The sequence below is a fragment of the Streptomyces sp. SID5785 genome (genome assembly GCF_009870065.1).
Classification (GTDB): Bacteria; Actinomycetota; Actinomycetes; order Streptomycetales; family Streptomycetaceae; genus Streptomyces.
Genome location: NZ_WWIA01001132.1, coordinates 1 through 16,399, shown reverse-complemented (window position 1 = coordinate 16,399; position 16,399 = coordinate 1). Strand labels below are relative to the sequence as shown.

Here is a 16,399-nt window from a genome sequence, read left to right as displayed (position 1 = left end):
GACTTCAGTGCCCCGCGCAGCCGTTCGGCCGCCTCCTCGCCGCGCGCGGCGACCCCTGCGGCGGCGGTGGCGGCCGCGGACGGGCCGGTCCGGGCCGGACGCTTCGTGAGCGACGGCGCCTCCGGCGGCACGGGCGGCAGCGGGACCACCTTCGTCGCGTCGGCCGGCTCGGGCTCGGGCACCGCCGCGGGCTCCGGGGCGTGCAGCACGTCCTGGAGCAGGGCGCGGGCGCCCGCGTCGTCGAGCCGCTGGTCGGGGTCCTTCGCGAGCAGCCCGTAGATGACCGGCTCGAGCGGTCCCGCGTTCTGCGGCGGGTCGACCGGCTCGGTCATCACGGCGGTCAGCGTGGCGATCGCCGACCCCTTGTCGTACGGGGGGATGCCCTCGACGGACGCGTAGAGCAGACCGCCCAGCGACCACAGGTCGGCGGCGGGGCCCGGCTTGTGGCCGCGGGCGCGCTCCGGCGAGATGTAGGAGGGCGCGCCGACGAGCATGCCGGTGGATGTGATCGACGGGTCGCCCTCGACCTGGGCGATGCCGAAGTCGGTGAGGACGACGCGGCCGTCCTCCGCGATCAGCACGTTCGACGGCTTCACGTCGCGGTGCAGGATGCCCTCGCGGTGCGCGGCGCGCAGCACGTCGAGGATCGCGAGGCCGACCTCGGCGGCGCGGCGCGGCTCGAGCAGCCCGTCCTCGCGCACGGCCTCGGCGAGGGACTTGCCCTCGATGAGCTCCATGACGATCCACGGCCGGTCGTCCTCGTCGACGACGTCGAAGACGGTCACCGCGCCGTTGTTGCGGATCCGGGCGATGGCCTTGGCCTCGCGCAGGGTCCGGGTGATCAGCCGGCGCTTCTCGTCGTCGTCGATCGCGGAGGGGAAGCGCAGCTCCTTGACCGCGACCGTACGTCCGAGCGTCTCGTCCTTGGCACGCCACACGGTGCCCATGCCGCCGCGCCCGAGCACCTCGCCGAGCCGGTACCGCCCGGCGAGCAGGCGTCCGCCCGCACCGCGCGCGGCATCCGCCGACTCCGGCTCGGAACCGGGCCGCTGACCCTCCGACGGCTCCCGGGGATCCTTGACGGACCGGCCGTCCCGAACGTCCCCGGCGCCCTCGGCACCCGGGGTCGCACCGGTCCGCGCGGCGTCCTTGGCGTCCTGTGCCGAGGCGTCCTCAGAGTCCTGACGCGCGCTGTTGTCCTGACGGGCCTGGCCCGACCGCTCCGCCTCCGACATGCGTCCCCTCTGCAACCCGCCCTGACAGAGCCTTCATTGTCCCTCACGCGGGGACCGCCCGGCGCCCAGGGTGGCCCCGGGACACGCCTGTCAGGAACGTCCGGTTGCGTCCGGTGAAGAGCGGTCCGCCACCTTCCTGCCCCGGGGTGGACGCCACTCTTCCGCTGCCCGCGGCTCAGAGCAAGCCCCGTTCCACGCCTCGGTCGGGCGGGAACGGGGCGTGCGGGCAGGTCAGTTGTCCGGCGCGGGCCCGGCGGGGCCCCGGCTCACAGGGCCGCGATGTCCGGCGCCCCGAGCCGCGCCGCGTCCGCCGTGAGGTCGTCGGGCTGCAGCTGCGACTCGCGCTCGGCCTCGACCCGCTTCTCGTAGTGCTCGACCTCGCGCTCGATCTGGTCCTTGTCCCAGCCGAGCACCGGCGCCATGAGTCCGGCGGCCTCCCGGGCGCAGCGCGTGCCCCGGTCGAAGGTCTCGATGGAGATGCGGGTGCGCCGGGTCAGGACGTCGTCCAGGTGGCGGGCTCCCTCGTGCGAGGCCGCGTAGACGACCTCGGCGCGCAGGTAGTCCTCGGCGCCGCCGAGCGGGGCGCCGAGCCCGGGGTCCGCGGTGATCAGGGCGAGGACCTCCTCGACGAGCGCGCCGAACCTGTTGAGCAGGTGCTCGACGCGGACGACGTGCAGTCCGGTCTGCGCGGCGATGCGCGCTCGCGCGTTCCACAACGCCCGGTAGCCCTCGGCGCCGGCCAGCGGCACGTCCTCCGTGACGCACTCGGCGACCCGCTGGTCGAGCCCGTGCACCGCCTCGTCGACGGCGTCCTTGGCCATGACGCGGTACGTCGTGTACTTGCCGCCCGCGACGACCACGAGGCCGGGGACGGGGTGGGCGACGGTGTGCTCGCGGGACAGCTTGCTCGTGGCGTCGGACTCGCCGGCGAGCAGCGGCCGCAGGCCCGCGTAGACGCCCTCGACGTCGTCGCGGGTGAGGGGCACGCCCAGGACCGAGTTCACGTGCTCGAGCAGGTAGTCGATGTCGGCGCTGGACGCGGCCGGGTGCGCCTTGTCGAGGTCCCAGTCCGTGTCGGTCGTGCCGATGATCCAGTGCCGGCCCCACGGGATGACGAAAAGGACGCTCTTCTCGGTCCGGAGGATCAGTCCGGTCGTCGAGTTGATCCGGTCCTTGGGCACGACGAGGTGGATGCCCTTGGAGGCGCGGACGTGGAACTGGCCGCGCTCGCCGACCATCGCCTGGGTGTCGTCGGTCCACACCCCCGTCGCGTTGACCACCTGCTTGGCGTGGATCTCGTACGTGCCGCCGCCCTCCAGGTCCTCCACACGGGCGCCGACGACGCGCTCGCCCTCGCGCAGGAAGCCGGTGACCCGGGCCCGGTTGGCCGCCTTCGCGCCGTACATGGCGGCGGTGCGCACCAGCGTGGCGACATAGCGGGCGTCGTCCATCTGGGCGTCGTAGTACTGGAGGGCGCCGACCAGCGCGTCCTTCTTGAGGCAGGGCGCGACCCGCAGCGCGTGCTTGCGGCTGAGGTGCCGGTGCGTGGGCAGCCCGCGCCCGTGGCCCCGGGCCATCGACATCGCGTCGTAGAGCGCGACGCCCGAGCCCGCGTAGAGCCGCTCCCAGCCCTTGTGCTGGAGCGGGTACAGGAAGGGCACGGGCTTGACGAGGTGCGGCGCGAGCCGTTCGAGCAGCAGCCCGCGCTCCTTCAGCGCCTCCCGCACGAGGGCGAAGTCCAGCATCTCGAGATACCGGAGCCCCCCGTGGATCAGCTTGCTGGAGCGGCTCGACGTGCCGGACGCCCAGTCCCTCGCCTCGACGATCCCGGTGGACAGTCCGCGGGTGACCGCGTCGAGCGCGGTGCCCGCGCCGACCACCCCGGCGCCCACGACGAGGATGTCCAGCTCCCGCTCGGCCATGGCCGCGAGGGCCTCCGCGCGCTGCTCGGGTCCCAGTGCCGCTGCCTTCATGCTGCTGCCTCCCGCTGTCGTCGGCCGCCGCCGTCACCGGCAGATGTACCCGGGCTCGCGGCGAGCAAGCCGCGGGCAGTCCCGGTGCGGCGTGCTCCGATTCTGTCCCGGCTGCCCGGTTCCGGCCACCACGGCAGACCGGCGCCGGCACCCGGCAGGCGCCCGTGCAGCGCCCCGGCCAGGGGGCGGGGCCCACGCGACATGCGGTAATTCATGATCGCACAATGCGGCATATCGGTCATATTTACTCCTAGTCTGACTGTGCGCTCGCCCGTTCTGTCCACCGGGCTTGCGCCCTCGTCCCGCTCCGGCTACACGCCGGTCCGTCTCCCGGGAAAGGACGCCACCGCCATGCCCGCAGCCCCCGGCCCCGCCGAGAGCCCGCACCCGTCGCCGCACCTGCGCACCCGGGGGAACTCCCGGCAGGACCTCGCCGTCATCGGCCTCGGCCACCTCGGCCTGCCGCTCGCCCGGGCCGCCGTCGCCGCCGGAGTCGCCACCGTCGGCCACGACCGGGACCGGGCCGGCGACCTCGCCGCCGGTCGGCTGCCCGCCGACAGCGACGGCACCGCGCTCACCGCCGCCGACATCCGCCGCATGCTCGCCGCCGGCTTCCGCCCCACCACGGACCCCGCCGAGCTCGCCCGGGTCCGCACCGCCGTGATCTGCGCGCCCACCCCGCCCGGCCCCGACGGCGCGCCGAGCCTGGCCCACGTCCTCGACGCGACCCGCACCCTCGCGGCCCAGCTGCGCCCGCACACCACGGTCATCGTCGAGTCGCCCGTCCCGCCGGGCACCACCGAGAACCTGCTGCTGCCCGTCCTCGAGGAGGGCTCCGGACTCCGCGCCGGCCGCGACTTCCACCTCGCGCACGCGCCCGGCCGCGTCGACCCGGGCAGCCGCGCGCACCCGTACACGGCGACCCCCAAGGTCATCGGCGGCCTCACCCCGGCCTGCACCGAGTCGGCCGCCACGTTCTACAGCCGGCTCACCGACAAGGTCGTGCGCGCCCGCGGCCCGCGCGAGGCCGAGACGGTCCACCTCCTCGAGACGAACTACCGGCACGTCAACATCGCGCTGGTCAACGAGATGGCGGTGCTCTGCCACGACCTCGGTGTCGACCTGTGGGACGTCATCCGCTGCGCCGAGACCAAGCCCTTCGGCTTCCAGGCCTTCCGCCCGGGCCCCGGCGTCGGCGGCCACGCACTGCCCCAGGACCTGACCTCCCCGCACCTGCCGGCCCGCCCGCTGCGCATGGTCGAACTGGCCCGCCAGGTCAACGACCACATGCCGAGCTACGTCGTCCAGCGCGCCGCCGCCCTCCTCAACGAGCACGGCAAGTCGGCCCGCGGTGCCCGCGTCCTGCTCCTGGGCGTCACCTACAAGCCCGACCTCGCCGACCAGCAGGCCACCCCGGCCGAGGAGATCGCCACCCGCCTCATGCAGTTCGGCGCCTCCGTCAGCTACCACGACCCCTACGTCCCGTCCTGGAACGTGCTCGCCCGCCCGGTCCCGCGCGCCGACTCCCTCTACGAGGCGGCGGCCGCCGCCGACCTGACGATCCTGCTCCAGCCGCACCGCACGTACGACCTCCAGGGCCTCGCGGTGAAGGCACAGCTGCTCCTGGACACCCGCGGCGTCACCCCCGCAGGCGCGGCACACCGTCTCTGACTGCTACTGTGCGGCCCCTCTGCGCACATCCGTGCGTGCCATCACACCGTCGGGGGATCCGCATGGCCCAGCCGCCACCGCCACAGGACAACAACCCGTACGCCCAGCAGCAGCAGCCCGGCTACGGCTACCCGCAGCAGCAGCCCCCGCAGGGCCAGCAGCCGTACGCACCGTTCCCCCAGCAGCAGGGCCAGCAGCCGATGGGCTTCCCGCCCGCGCCGGCGGGGCGCAGCGGCAACGTGGCGCTGGCGGCGGTCGCCGCCGTCGTCGCCGCCCTGGTGCTCGCGTGGGCCTACGGCGCGATCATGAAGGCCACCGAGCACGAGATCGGCTACGCGGCCGTCGCGGTCGGCCTCGTCATCGGCTTCGCCGCGGGCAAGATCGGCGGCCGCAACCAGGCCCTGCCCATCGTCTGCGCCGTGCTCGCGGTCGGCGCCGTGTACCTGGGCCAGCTGACCGGCTACGCGATGGCCCTCAGCGAGTACACGAACACGTCGTTCGTCGAGGCGTTCTCGGACCACTTCGAGATCATCACCAAGGCGTGGAAGGAAGAGTCCGACCCGCTGACGTACATCTTCCTGCTCGTCGGCGGCTTCGCCGCGTTCGGCAGCGCGAAGAGGGCCGGGCAGTAACCGGCCCGGTACAGACAACATGAGCGGGGCCCCACCGGATCGGTGGGGCCCCGCTCATGTGCTGGTGCCGGTGCGCCGGGACGTCAGCGGCGGTGCTGGGAGTCGGCGACCGTGACCTCGACGCGCTGGAACTCCTTGAGCTCGCTGTAGCCGGTCGTGGCCATCGCGCGCTTGAGGGCGCCGAAGAAGTTCATCGAGCCGTCGGGGGTGTGCGAGGGGCCGGTCAGGACCTCCTCGGTGGTGCCGACGGTGCCGAGGTCGACCTTCTTGCCGCGCGGCACGTCCTCGTGGACGGCCTCCATGCCCCAGTGGTGACCGCGGCCCGGCGCGTCCGTCGCGCGGGCGAGCGGGGAGCCCATCATCACGGCGTCGGCGCCGCACGCGACGGCCTTGGGCAGGTCGCCGGACCAGCCCACGCCGCCGTCGGCGATGACGTGCACGTAGCGGCCGCCGGACTCGTCCATGTAGTCGCGGCGGGCGGCTGCCACGTCGGCGACGGCCGTGGCCATCGGGACCTGGATGCCCAGCACGTTGCGCGTGGTGTGCGCGGCGCCGCCGCCGAAGCCGACGAGGACACCGGCCGCGCCGGTGCGCATCAGGTGCAGCGCGGCCGTGTACGTGGCGCAGCCGCCGACGATGACCGGCACGTCGAGCTCGTAGATGAACTGCTTCAGGTTCAGCGGCTCGGCCGCGCCGGAGACGTGCTCGGCGGAGACGGTCGTGCCGCGGATCACGAAGATGTCGACGCCCGCGTCCACGACGGCCTTGGAGAACTCGGCGGTGCGCTGCGGGGAGAGCGCGGCGGCGGTGACGACACCGGAGTCGCGCACCTCCTTGATGCGCTGCCCGATCAGGTCGGCCTGGATCGGCGCCGCGTAGATCTCCTGGAGGCGGCGGGTGGCCGTCTCGGAGTCCAGCTCGGCGATCTCGTCGAGCAGCGGCTGCGGGTCCTCGTACCGGGTCCACAGACCCTCGAGGTTCAGCACGCCGAGGCCGCCCATCTCGCCGATGCGGATGGCGGTGGCCGGCGAGACGACGGAGTCCATGGGCGCCGCGAGGAACGGCAGCTCGAAGCGGTAGGCGTCGATCTGCCAGGCGATCGAGACCTCCTTCGGGTCGCGGGTGCGCCGGCTCGGCACGACGGCGATGTCGTCGAAGGCGTACGCGCGGCGGCCGCGCTTGCCGCGCCCGATCTCGATCTCAGTCACGTTGTGGGGCCTTTCCCTCTTGGTCTGCGCGTACCAGTATCCCCGACACGCGCGTGAGGGGCGGCCCCGGAGTCCCCGGGCCCGCCCCTCGTCGGCGTGGTACTACTTCCGGCTGTAGTTCGGCGCCTCGACCGTCATCTGGATGTCGTGCGGGTGGCTCTCCTTGAGACCCGCCGAGGTGATGCGGACGAAACGGCCCTTGGACTCCATCTCGTCGACCGTGGCCGCGCCCACGTAGCCCATCGTCTGGCGCAGGCCGCCGACGAGCTGGTGCAGCACGTTGGCCAGGGGGCCGCGGTAGGGCACCTGGCCCTCGATGCCCTCGGGCACGAGCTTGTCGTCGGAGGCGACGTCGGCCTGGAAGTACCGGTCCTTGGAGTACGAGCGGCCCTGGCCGCGGGACTGCATCGCCCCGAGCGACCCCATGCCGCGGTACGACTTGAACTGCTTGCCGTTGATGAAGAGCAGCTCGCCCGGCGACTCCTCGCAGCCGGCCAGCAGGCTGCCCAGCATCACGGTGTCGGCACCGGCGGCGAGCGCCTTGCCGATGTCGCCGGAGTACTGGAGGCCGCCGTCGCCGATGACCGGGACGCCGGCCGCGCGGGCGGCGAGGGCCGCCTCGTAGATCGCGGTGACCTGCGGGACGCCGATGCCGGCGACGACGCGGGTGGTGCAGATGGAGCCGGGGCCGACGCCGACCTTGACGCCGTCGACACCGGCGTCGATGAGGGCCTGGGCGCCGTCACGCGTCGCCACGTTGCCCCCGATGACGTCGACACCGACGCTCGACTTGATCTTCGACATCCAGCTGAGCGCGTTGCTGTTGTGGCCGTGCGAGGTGTCGACGATGAGGAAGTCCACACCGGCCGCGGCGAGCGCCTGGGCCCGCTCGAGCGCCTCGGGGCTCGCGCCGACGGCGGCACCGACGAGGAGCCGGCCCTCGGAGTCCTTGGCCGCGTTGGGGTACTGCTCGGCCTTGACGAAGTCCTTGACCGTGATGAGGCCCTTGAGGACGCCCGCGTCGTCGACCAGCGGAAGCTTCTCGATCTTGTGGCGGCGCAGCAGCTCCATGGCATCGACGCCGGAGATGCCGACCTTGCCGGTGACGAGCGGCATCGGCGTCATGACCTCGCGGACCTGCCGGCTGCGGTCGTTCTCGAACGCCATGTCGCGGTTGGTGACGATGCCGAGCAGCTTGCCCGCCGGGTCGGTCACCGGGACGCCGCTGATGCGGAACTTCGCGCACAGCGCGTCGGCCTCGGCCAGCGTCGCGTCCGGGTGGACGGTGATCGGGTCGGTCACCATGCCGGACTCGGAGCGCTTCACGAGGTCGACCTGGTTGACCTGGTCCTCGATGGCCAGGTTGCGGTGCAGTACGCCGACGCCGCCCTGCCGCGCCATGGCGATGGCCATGCGGGCCTCGGTGACCTTGTCCATGGCCGCCGACAGCAGCGGGATGTTCACCCGCACGTTGCGCGAGATGCGGGACGAGGTGTCGACCGCGTTGGGCAGCACCTCGGATGCGCCCGGCAGCAGCAGCACGTCGTCGTAGGTCAGCCCGAGTGTCGCGAATTTCTCGGGCACTCCGTCGACGTTTGCAGTCATGACACCTTCCCCAAATGGCCTTGATCGGTGCGGATGTCCATGCTAACGGGAACAGCACCCGTCTCATTCCACGAGCAAGATCATCAGAAGACTTTGTACGTTCACACGGACGTCGCCCGGGGTCCCGCGGCCGCTCCGCGCACCGCGCCGCCGCCGTCCCGACACCGCGCCGCCGCCCTCCCGCTACTGCTCCGCGAGGGCCCGCAGACGGCTGAGCGCCCGGTGCTGGGCGACCCGGACGGCGCCGGGCGACATGCCCAGCATCTGCCCGGTCTCCTCCGCGGTGAGCCCGACGGCGATCCGCAGGAGCAGCAGCTCCCGCTGGTTCTGCGGGAGGTTGGCGAGGAGCTTCTTGGCCCAGGCCGCGTCGCTGTTGAGCAGCGCACGCTCCTCCGGGCCCAGCGAGTCGTCGGGGCGCTCCGGCATCTCGTCGGAGGGCACGGCGGTGGAGCCCGGCCCGCGCATCGCGGCCCGCTGCAGGTCGGCGACCTTGTGCGCGGCGATGGCGAAGACGAAGGCCTCGAAGGGCCGCCCGGTGTCCTTGTAGCGCGGCAGCGCGAGCAGCACCGCGACACAGACCTCCTGGGCGAGGTCCTCCACGAAGTGCCGCGCGTCCCCCGGGAGCCGCGACAACCGGGTGCGGCAGTAGCGGATGGCGAGGGGGTGGACGTGCGCGAGCAGATCGTGCGTGGCCTGCTCGTCACCGTCGACGGCGCGACCGACGAGGGTACCGATGCCCCCCTGAGGGGTCACTGTCTCGTCGTCGCGCATCGATCCATGGTGCCCTGCCGGGGCACGGTCCGCGGCACCGCGCCCCTGGTTGTGCACCGAAGCGTTATGGACGGAAGCGTCAGAAACATCATGGACAGGTGCGCCGGAACTCATCTCCTGCGCCCTCCCCTCTCGCTGACCCTGTTCGCCCGACTCGTCGTCCCCGAGGAACTCCACACGTCCAAGGATGCGTCATCCGACGCGAAACGAGACAGCGACGCCCGCGTCGAACGCCCCCGAGGGTGCACGGGGTGCGTCCAGCAGAGGCGCGGGCAACGGCGCGACCAGCCACGCCGGCGAGCCGGTCGCACCACCACAACCACCGCCCCCGACGCGGGGCTCTAGCGGACGAGTCCCCAGCGGAACCCGAGCGCGACCGCGTGCGCCCGGTCGGACGCACCGAGCTTCTTGAACAGGCGCCGGGCGTGGGTCTTCACGGTGTCCTCGGAGAGGAAGAGCTCGCGCCCGATCTCCGCATTGGACCGGCCGTGACTCATACCCTCGAGCACCTGGATCTCCCGCGCGGTGAGCGTCGGCGCGGCGCCCATCTCGGCGGAGCGCAGCCGACGCGGGGCGAGCCGCCAGGTCGGGTCGGCCAGCGCCTGGGTCACCGTGGCGCGCAGCTCGGCGCGCGAGGCGTCCTTGTGCAGATAGCCGCGGGCACCGGCGGCGACGGCGAGCGCCACCCCGTCCAGGTCCTCGGCCACGGTGAGCATGATGATGCGCGCACCGGGGTCGGCGGACAGCAGCCGCCGGACCGTCTCGACGCCGCCCAGTCCGGGCATGCGTACGTCCATCAGAATCAGGTCCGAGCGATCGGCGCCCCAGCGGCGGAGGACTTCCTCCCCGTTGGCCGCGGTCGTCACGCGCTCGACGCCGGGCACGGTCGCGACCGCGCGGCGGAGCGCCTCTCGGGCAAGCGGGGAGTCGTCGCAGACGAGGACGGATGTCATGACCGTCCTCCGCAGCTGATGCGCGTCACCTTGAGCCTCCAGGCTGGTACGAATCGTCACCTGTGCGGTCGACACTTCCCGAGTGGACCGGACATCTGCCCGAACACCCGGCGTTTCAACCGCCTCCGCACTCTCAACGACGGTCACCCGAAAGAGTTACGGGTCGGACGGCCTGGTTCGGCACTCTACGTGAGGGGCCGCACACGGCAAGGGCAGCACGGCGTACCCACAAGGTTTCATCACAAGCTATGCCCCATTTAGCCGCTTTTCTTCCCTTCTGCTGGTGTCTGTAGCTAGATTCGCAATGAGTCATATTTTCATCTCCTTAGACAGTAGATGTACGGTCATGGGCACCGTATCCGCGTCACAACGGCTACAAGGGGACACAGCAATGGCAGATTTCTCCCGCCTTCCCGGACCGAACGCAGATCTGTGGGACTGGCAGCTCCTCGCGGCCTGCCGCGGGGTCGACAGCTCGCTCTTCTTCCACCCGGAGGGCGAGCGGGGGGCGGCGCGCAGCGCCCGTGAGAACTCGGCCAAAGAGGTCTGCATGAGGTGCCCCGTACGGGCCGAGTGCGCTGCTCACGCGCTTCAGGTGCGCGAGCCGTACGGCGTCTGGGGCGGCCTGACCGAGGACGAACGCGAAGAACTCATGGGACGCGCCCGCAACCGGCTCGTCACGGCATCGGCAGGGGGTGCGGCGCGCCCGGCGGCCAGTCCGGCCGGCCACTGAAGGAACGTTTCTCCACGCACGGACGGACCCGGGCGCGCCGTGGCGTGCCCGGGTCCGTGGTGCGTGCACACCGGCCGGAGGTCAGCGCGCGGCGGCGCGCGCGAGGTGGTCGAGGGTCGCCGCGACGGCGGGCACCTGGGCCAGATCGGGGAGCGTCAGGGCCACGATCTCCCGCTGCACGGGCGGCTCGACGGTCACTGTGCGTGCACCCTTGGGCCGAACAGACTCGATGGCCAGTTCGGGCAGGACGGCCACGCCGAGTCCCGCGCCGACCAGGCCGACGACCGCCGGGTAGTCGTCCGTCGCGAAGTCGATGCGCGGCGCGAAGCCCGCCCCGCGGCACACCTCCACCAGCTGGCGGCGGCAGCGCGGACACCCCGCGATCCACGGCTCGTCCGCGAAGGCGTCGATGGTCACCGACCCCGCACCGGCCAGCGCGTGCCCCTCGGGCACCAGGCCCACGAGCCGGTCCGCGAGCAGCGGCCGCACGACGAGGTCCTCCCACTCCTCCGCGGCGTGCGCCCCCGCGTACCGGAAGGCCAGCGCCACGTCGCAGTCGCCCTCCCGCAGCATCTCGACCGAGCGCGGCGGCTCGGCCTCCACCAGCGAGACGCGGGTGCCGGGGTGCTCGGCGCGCAGTGCGGCCAGGGCCGTCGGCACCAGCGTCGAACTGCCGCTGGGGAACGAGACGAGCCGCACCCGGCCCGCCCGCAGGCCCGCGATCGCGGCGACCTCCTCCTCCGCGGCGGTCAGCCCGGCGAGGATGCCCGCCGCGTGCCGCACGAGGGCCTCGCCGGCCTGGGTCAGCCGCATCTCGCGGCCCGTGCGGATGAGCAGCGGGGTGCCGGCCGAGGACTCGAGCGCCTTCATCTGCTGGCTGACGGCGGGCTGGGTGCAGCCGAGCTCGCGGGCCGCCGCCGAGAAGGAGCCGGTGGCGGCGACGGCGCGCAGGACACGGAGATGACGGGCCTCGATCATCCTTCGATCATAAGCGGGTCTTGGAGTGTGCGCCGATTATTGGGCGGCGGCTTTGACGCCGGGTCCCGTAGCGTGGGGTCGCATGAAGCTTCTGTCTCTCAATCTGGGCCGCGCCGAGGCCGTGGAGTACACCGACCAGCCCGAGGGCGTCACCGGTATCGGCAAGCAGCCCGTCGAGGGCCCGGTCCGGGTGGCGGCACCCGGCGCCAAGGGCGTCGGCGGCAGCGGTCTGGCCGGGGACGCGGTGTGCGACCTGCGCCATCACGGCGGGGACGACCAGGCGGTGTACGCGTTCGCGCGCGAGGACCTGGACGCCTGGGAGCGGACCCTGGACCGGCAGCTGCCGAGCGGCTGCTTCGGGGAGAACCTGACCACGGAGGGCGTCGACGTCTCCGGCGCGACGATCGGCGAGCGCTGGCGGATCGGCACCGGGCCGCTCCTCGAGGTGACGTCCAGCCGCATCCCGTGCCGCACCTTCCAGGGCCACCTCGGCGAGAAGGGCTGGGTCCGCCGGTTCACGCAGGAGGGCGCGCCGGGCGCGTACCTGCGGGTGCTCGAGCCGGGCGAGATCCGGGCCGGGGACACCATCGAGGTCGTCCACCGGCCGGAGCACGAGGTGACGGTCGCCCTTCAGTTCCGGGCGGTGACGACGGAGCGGGACCTGCTGCCGCGGCTGCTCGCGGCCGGGGACGCGCTGCACCCGGAGACCGTCCGGCAGGCGCGCGCGTACATGGCCAAGTACGGGGCGCGGGACGGGTCTTAGGGGCAAACCCCGGTACCGGTCGGGGTGCGGTTCGGGGGCGGTTCCGGGGCCGCCCCCGATGTGAGCGGGCGTGCCCCGACGGGACGCTCGGGGCATGGCCCCCACCGAAGGAAGAGCCCGTCCCGCCCGGAAGCGGCCCCGGCTGCGCCGCGTCCTCGTCGTCCTCGCCTCGCTCGTCGCCGTGCTCGCCGTCCTGATCGGCGCGGGGGTGTGGTGGCTGTGGAGCGACGCGAAGGTCACCACGGCCGACCGGACGGAGTTCACGAACGAGCTGGCGATCCCGCCCCTCGCGCCGTCGCACGTCGACCGGTCCACCGGCCGGCGCGTCTTCGACCTGCGGATGCAGGCGGGCCGGACCGAGTTCAGGCCCGGTCGCACGACCCCCACCTGGGGGTTCAACGGGTCCTACCTGGGCCCGACGTTGCGCGCCGAGCGCGGCGAGCGGGTCGAGGTCCGGGTCCGCAACGGCCTCGACGAGGCCTCGACCGTGCACTGGCACGGCATGCACCTGCCCGCCCGCATGGACGGCGGCCCGCACCAGATGGTCGAGCCCGGCGCCGCGTGGAAGCCGAACTGGCGGATCGACCAGCCCGCCGCGACCCTCTGGTACCACCCGCATCCGCACGGCCGCACCGAACAGCACGTGCAGCGCGGGCTCGCCGGGATGTTCCTGCTCGACGACGAGAACAGCCGGCGGCTCGCCCTCCCGAAGCGCTACGGGGTCGACGACCTGCCCGTCGTCGTCCAGGACGTGCGGTTCGACGGGGACCGCTTCGACCACGGCCACGGGATGATGCAGAACGTCGGCTTCCTCGGCGACCGCACCCTGGTCAACGGCACGCTCGACCCGTACCGGGTGGTCCGCGACGAGCGCGTACGGCTGCGTCTCCTGAACGCCTCGACCGCCCGCACCTACGACTTCGGCTTCTCCGACGGGCGCGACGTGGCGCTCGTCGGCACCGACGGCGGGCTCCTCGACCGGCCCGCCGCCCTGGACCGGGTGCGGCTGTCGCCGGGCGAGCGGGCGGAGGTCGTGGTGCGGATGCGGGCCGGTGAGCGGGCCGTGCTGCGCAGCTTCCCGCAGGGCGACAGCTACGCGGGCGCGTTCGAGAGGAGGTTCGCGGGCGGCGACGACTCGTTCGACGTGCTGCAGTTGCGGGCCGCCGACACCCTGCGGCCCTCCCCCGACGTCCCGGCACGGCTCGGCGAGCTGGACCTGCCGGACCCCGCGCAGGCGGTGCGTTCGCGGTACTTCGACCTGAAGATGAGCGGGATCAACGGACGCGCCATGGCCATGGACCGCGTGGACGCCACCGTCACCCGGGGGACGACCGAGGTCTGGACCGTGCGCAACGAGAACGGCATGCCGCACAACTTCCACGTCCACGACGTGCAGTTCAGGGTCGTGGAGGTGGACGGCGCGAAGCCGCCCGCCGCGCTGCGCGGCCGCAAGGACACGGTTCTGATCCCCAGCGGGACGACGATGAAGCTCGCGCTGCGCTTCGACGGCGGGCCCGAATTCGCCGACCCGGACACCCCGTTCATGTACCACTGCCATCTGCTGTACCACGAGGACGGCGGGATGATGGGCCAGTTCGTGGTCGTCGACCAGGGTCAGCGGGCGCGGCCCCCGACCGGCCGGGGGCACGAGGGGCACTGAGCGCTCACTACCCTTGGTCCATGACTACGGCACTGATCACCGGATCCACCGCGGGCATCGGGGCGGCGTTCGCCCGGCGCCTGGCCGCGGACGGCCACAACCTGGTCCTCGTCGCGCGCGACACGAAGCGGCTCCGGGAGCAGGCGACCGAACTGCACGACGGGCACGGCATCGAGGCCCAGGTGCTGGCCGCGGACCTGTCCACGGAGGAGGGCATCGCGGCGGTCGAGGAGCGGCTGCGCGAGCGCCGCTCGCCGGTCGATCTCCTCGTCAACAACGCCGGGTTCGGGAACAAGGGGCGCTACCTCGACGTCCCCATGGCCGACGAACTGACGATGCTGAAGGTGCACATCGAGGCGGTGCTGCGGCTGACGTCGGCGGCGACGGAGTCGATGCGGGAGCGCGGGCGCGGCGGCGTGATCAACGTGGCGTCGGTCGCGGCGTTCGTGCCGCGCGGCACGTACGGGGCGTCGAAGGCCTGGGTCGTGCAGTTCACGCAGGGCGCGGCGAAGGACCTGGCGGGCAGCGGGGTGCGGCTGATGGCGCTGTGCCCGGGGTTCGTCCGCACGGAGTTCCACGAGCGGGCCGGCATGGGCACGGACAACATCCCCAAGTGGATGTGGCTCGACGCGGACAAGCTGGTCGCGGCGGCCCTGGCGGACCTGGACCGCGGCAAGTCCCTGTCGATCCCGGACCCCCGCTACAAGGCGCTGATGGGCGTGGTGAAGGTGACCCCACGCCCGCTGCTCGGCGGAATCACGTCACGGACGGGGCGCAAGTACGGGCCGCAGTAGCCGGCCGGTGGCCTCGACGCTGCGACTGAGGGCCTGACAGCCCGCCTCCGGGTGGCGGCGTACCGGACGCCCCGGGCGTTGAAAAGGGGACCCTGGCCTCCATCCCCCTTCTTCGCCAGAGTAGTGACCGCACCCGTGGTCCTGGACGATGACCTTACTGTCGTCATTTCGCGTAAACGTGCACTCGCTTGTCATCACCGAATTACGAGATGCGCCCGTTCCGTCCGGTTCGGTCTATCACGGGAACCCTACTAATCGAGTCAGGTCACTGAGCTCAGGATAGGAATTCTCGCCACTCCACTTCCCAATTCCCCTCTGTGAAAAATTGCACCAAAGAGAGCCTGTCCTCTACCCAGTAGTCGCCGCAACCGCGCGAAAATTCCGCGTCGTAAGCCAGGAGGATCAGGTAGCTTGGCGGCTCATCCGGAAGCTCATCGATTCGGACGAACTTTCCGGCCTCGTCACCGGAAGCGATGCGCCCAATTGAGCCGATTTGAATCCTCGACTCTTTCTCATCTTCGTGAGGCATGAAATTCCAGTATCTACTCTATCAAGGGTACATGGTTGTTAACTGCGGCCTTCTTGGCGCCCGAGCGTTCGAACATCTCGAAGTGCACGTGTGGAATGTGAGGCCAATGTCCTCCCTGGAGGGAATCTGGATCCATGCGGAACTGGCGTAGTTGGTCAGCGCTGCGGAATACGCCCCGGCCGTTCCCTAGCTCCCCATAGTCCTCACCCAAGAACTTCTGGGCTGCATCCAACGCCTCGTCTGCAGTCATCGGATGCTTACTGACAATGCTGCCACCGCCCAGGCTGTCACGCGTTTCCTGGACTGCAGGATGTTCGCAAGCAGCGGGAGCTAGCCCCAACGGGTCCAGCCAGGTGTGAGGGTTGTGCACATAGGCCACCGAATTTGGCCCTGGCTGCAGCCCCAGGGGATCAGCTGAAAGGTAGCGGGCCGTTTCGGGGTCGTAGTGGCGGAAGTAGTTGTAGTGGAGGCCTGTTTCGGGGTCGTGGTACTGGCCGGGGAAGCGGAGGGGGGTGTAGGCGGTGGCGTTGGTGTTCCAGGTGGTGGTGCCCCAGAGGGTGGTGCGGGTGTGCCAGGCGATGTCGCCGTCTTCTGCCACGAGTTCGCGTGGGGTGCCGATGAGGTCGGTGACGATGGCGAAGAAGCGGGAGTCGATCTCGGACTGCGGGGCGTCGGCTGCCGTGATGCGTTCGGTCTGGGTGATGGGGTGCAGGCCGCGGTGGTCCCAGGTGAGGGTCACCGGGTTCGGGACGCCCGCCGACGAGGTCGTCTGTTCGCAGAGGGTGGTGCCGTCCCAGGTGAAGGTGACCCGTTCTGTCACGGTCGTGCCGTCCGGGGACATGCGCTGTTTTGAGGTGCGGCGGCCGAGGGGGTCGTACGTGTAGCGCCAGACGG

The 16,399-nt window shown here is 71.8% G+C and carries 15 protein-coding genes; 6 read left to right on the top strand and 9 right to left on the bottom strand.

Annotated elements, in window-relative coordinates:
• Together GTW43_RS36640 and GTW43_RS36635 are read right to left on the bottom strand one after the other, a co-directional pair.
• Positions 1 to 1,235: serine/threonine-protein kinase (locus GTW43_RS36640; protein ID WP_161306283.1), on the bottom strand; the 1,235-nt coding region annotated here is incomplete at its 3' end.
• Between the two features lie 266 nt (positions 1,236 to 1,501).
• Positions 1,502 to 3,208, bottom strand: a complete 1,707-nt coding sequence (locus GTW43_RS36635) for a glycerol-3-phosphate dehydrogenase/oxidase (RefSeq protein ID WP_161306282.1) — start codon at positions 3,206 to 3,208, stop codon at positions 1,502 to 1,504.
• 351 nt (positions 3,209 to 3,559) lie between these two features.
• Here GTW43_RS36635 and GTW43_RS36630 point away from each other — a divergent pair, with 351 nt between their 5' ends.
• Positions 3,560 to 4,879 carry a nucleotide sugar dehydrogenase gene (locus tag GTW43_RS36630; protein ID WP_161306281.1) on the top strand — a complete coding sequence of 440 codons (1,320 nt, stop codon included), beginning with the start codon at positions 3,560 to 3,562 and terminating at the stop codon, positions 4,877 to 4,879.
• A 62-nt stretch (positions 4,880 to 4,941) separates the two neighbouring features.
• The gene (locus tag GTW43_RS36625; protein ID WP_161306280.1) at positions 4,942 to 5,511 is read left to right on the top strand and encodes a hypothetical protein; all 570 of its coding nucleotides are present in this window, start codon (positions 4,942 to 4,944) and stop codon (positions 5,509 to 5,511) included.
• 83 nt (positions 5,512 to 5,594) lie between these two features.
• Here the strand turns inward: GTW43_RS36625 and GTW43_RS36620 are convergent, their stop codons facing one another.
• From GTW43_RS36620 to GTW43_RS36605, 4 genes are all read right to left on the bottom strand, one after another.
• The gene (locus GTW43_RS36620) at positions 5,595 to 6,719 is read right to left on the bottom strand and encodes a GuaB3 family IMP dehydrogenase-related protein (RefSeq protein ID WP_161306279.1); all 1,125 of its coding nucleotides are present in this window, start codon (positions 6,717 to 6,719) and stop codon (positions 5,595 to 5,597) included.
• Positions 6,720 to 6,821: 102 nt separating this feature from the next.
• Positions 6,822 to 8,324 carry an IMP dehydrogenase gene (gene guaB / locus GTW43_RS36615; RefSeq protein WP_161306278.1) on the bottom strand — a complete coding sequence of 501 codons (1,503 nt, stop codon included), beginning with the start codon at positions 8,322 to 8,324 and terminating at the stop codon, positions 6,822 to 6,824.
• 183 nt (positions 8,325 to 8,507) lie between these two features.
• The gene (locus tag GTW43_RS36610; protein ID WP_161306277.1) at positions 8,508 to 9,095 is read right to left on the bottom strand and encodes a sigma-70 family RNA polymerase sigma factor; all 588 of its coding nucleotides are present in this window, start codon (positions 9,093 to 9,095) and stop codon (positions 8,508 to 8,510) included.
• A 341-nt stretch (positions 9,096 to 9,436) separates the two neighbouring features.
• Positions 9,437 to 10,048, bottom strand: a complete 612-nt coding sequence (locus GTW43_RS36605) for a response regulator transcription factor (protein WP_003948568.1) — start codon at positions 10,046 to 10,048, stop codon at positions 9,437 to 9,439.
• A gap of 391 nt (positions 10,049 to 10,439) precedes the next feature.
• Here GTW43_RS36605 and GTW43_RS36600 point away from each other — a divergent pair, with 391 nt between their 5' ends.
• Positions 10,440 to 10,781 carry a WhiB family transcriptional regulator gene (locus tag GTW43_RS36600; RefSeq protein WP_161306276.1) on the top strand — a complete coding sequence of 114 codons (342 nt, stop codon included), beginning with the start codon at positions 10,440 to 10,442 and terminating at the stop codon, positions 10,779 to 10,781.
• 81 nt (positions 10,782 to 10,862) lie between these two features.
• On the opposite strand, the gene GTW43_RS36595 is transcribed toward GTW43_RS36600, so the two are convergent.
• A complete protein-coding gene (locus GTW43_RS36595) occupies positions 10,863 to 11,759 on the bottom strand; it encodes a LysR family transcriptional regulator (protein ID WP_161306275.1) in 897 nt (298 codons plus the stop codon).
• Between the two features lie 82 nt (positions 11,760 to 11,841).
• On the opposite strand from GTW43_RS36595, the gene GTW43_RS36590 reads away from it, so the two are divergent.
• From GTW43_RS36590 to GTW43_RS36580, 3 genes are all read left to right on the top strand, one after another.
• Positions 11,842 to 12,522 (top strand): MOSC domain-containing protein, encoded by a 681-nt coding sequence (locus GTW43_RS36590; protein WP_161306274.1) that lies wholly within the window; start codon positions 11,842 to 11,844, stop codon positions 12,520 to 12,522.
• A gap of 94 nt (positions 12,523 to 12,616) precedes the next feature.
• Positions 12,617 to 14,182, top strand: coding sequence for a multicopper oxidase domain-containing protein (locus GTW43_RS36585; RefSeq protein ID WP_161306273.1), 1,566 nt, complete (start codon positions 12,617 to 12,619; stop codon positions 14,180 to 14,182).
• Between the two features lie 20 nt (positions 14,183 to 14,202).
• On the top strand, positions 14,203 to 14,976 hold the full coding sequence (locus tag GTW43_RS36580; RefSeq protein ID WP_161306272.1) for an SDR family oxidoreductase: 774 nt from the start codon (positions 14,203 to 14,205) through the stop codon (positions 14,974 to 14,976).
• A 274-nt stretch (positions 14,977 to 15,250) separates the two neighbouring features.
• Here the strand turns inward: GTW43_RS36580 and GTW43_RS36575 are convergent, their stop codons facing one another.
• Positions 15,251 to 15,505, bottom strand: coding sequence for a hypothetical protein (locus GTW43_RS36575; protein ID WP_161306271.1), 255 nt, complete (start codon positions 15,503 to 15,505; stop codon positions 15,251 to 15,253).
• Between the two features lie 13 nt (positions 15,506 to 15,518).
• Positions 15,519 to 16,399: RHS repeat-associated core domain-containing protein (locus GTW43_RS38430; RefSeq protein ID WP_237537006.1), on the bottom strand; the 881-nt coding region annotated here is incomplete at its 5' end.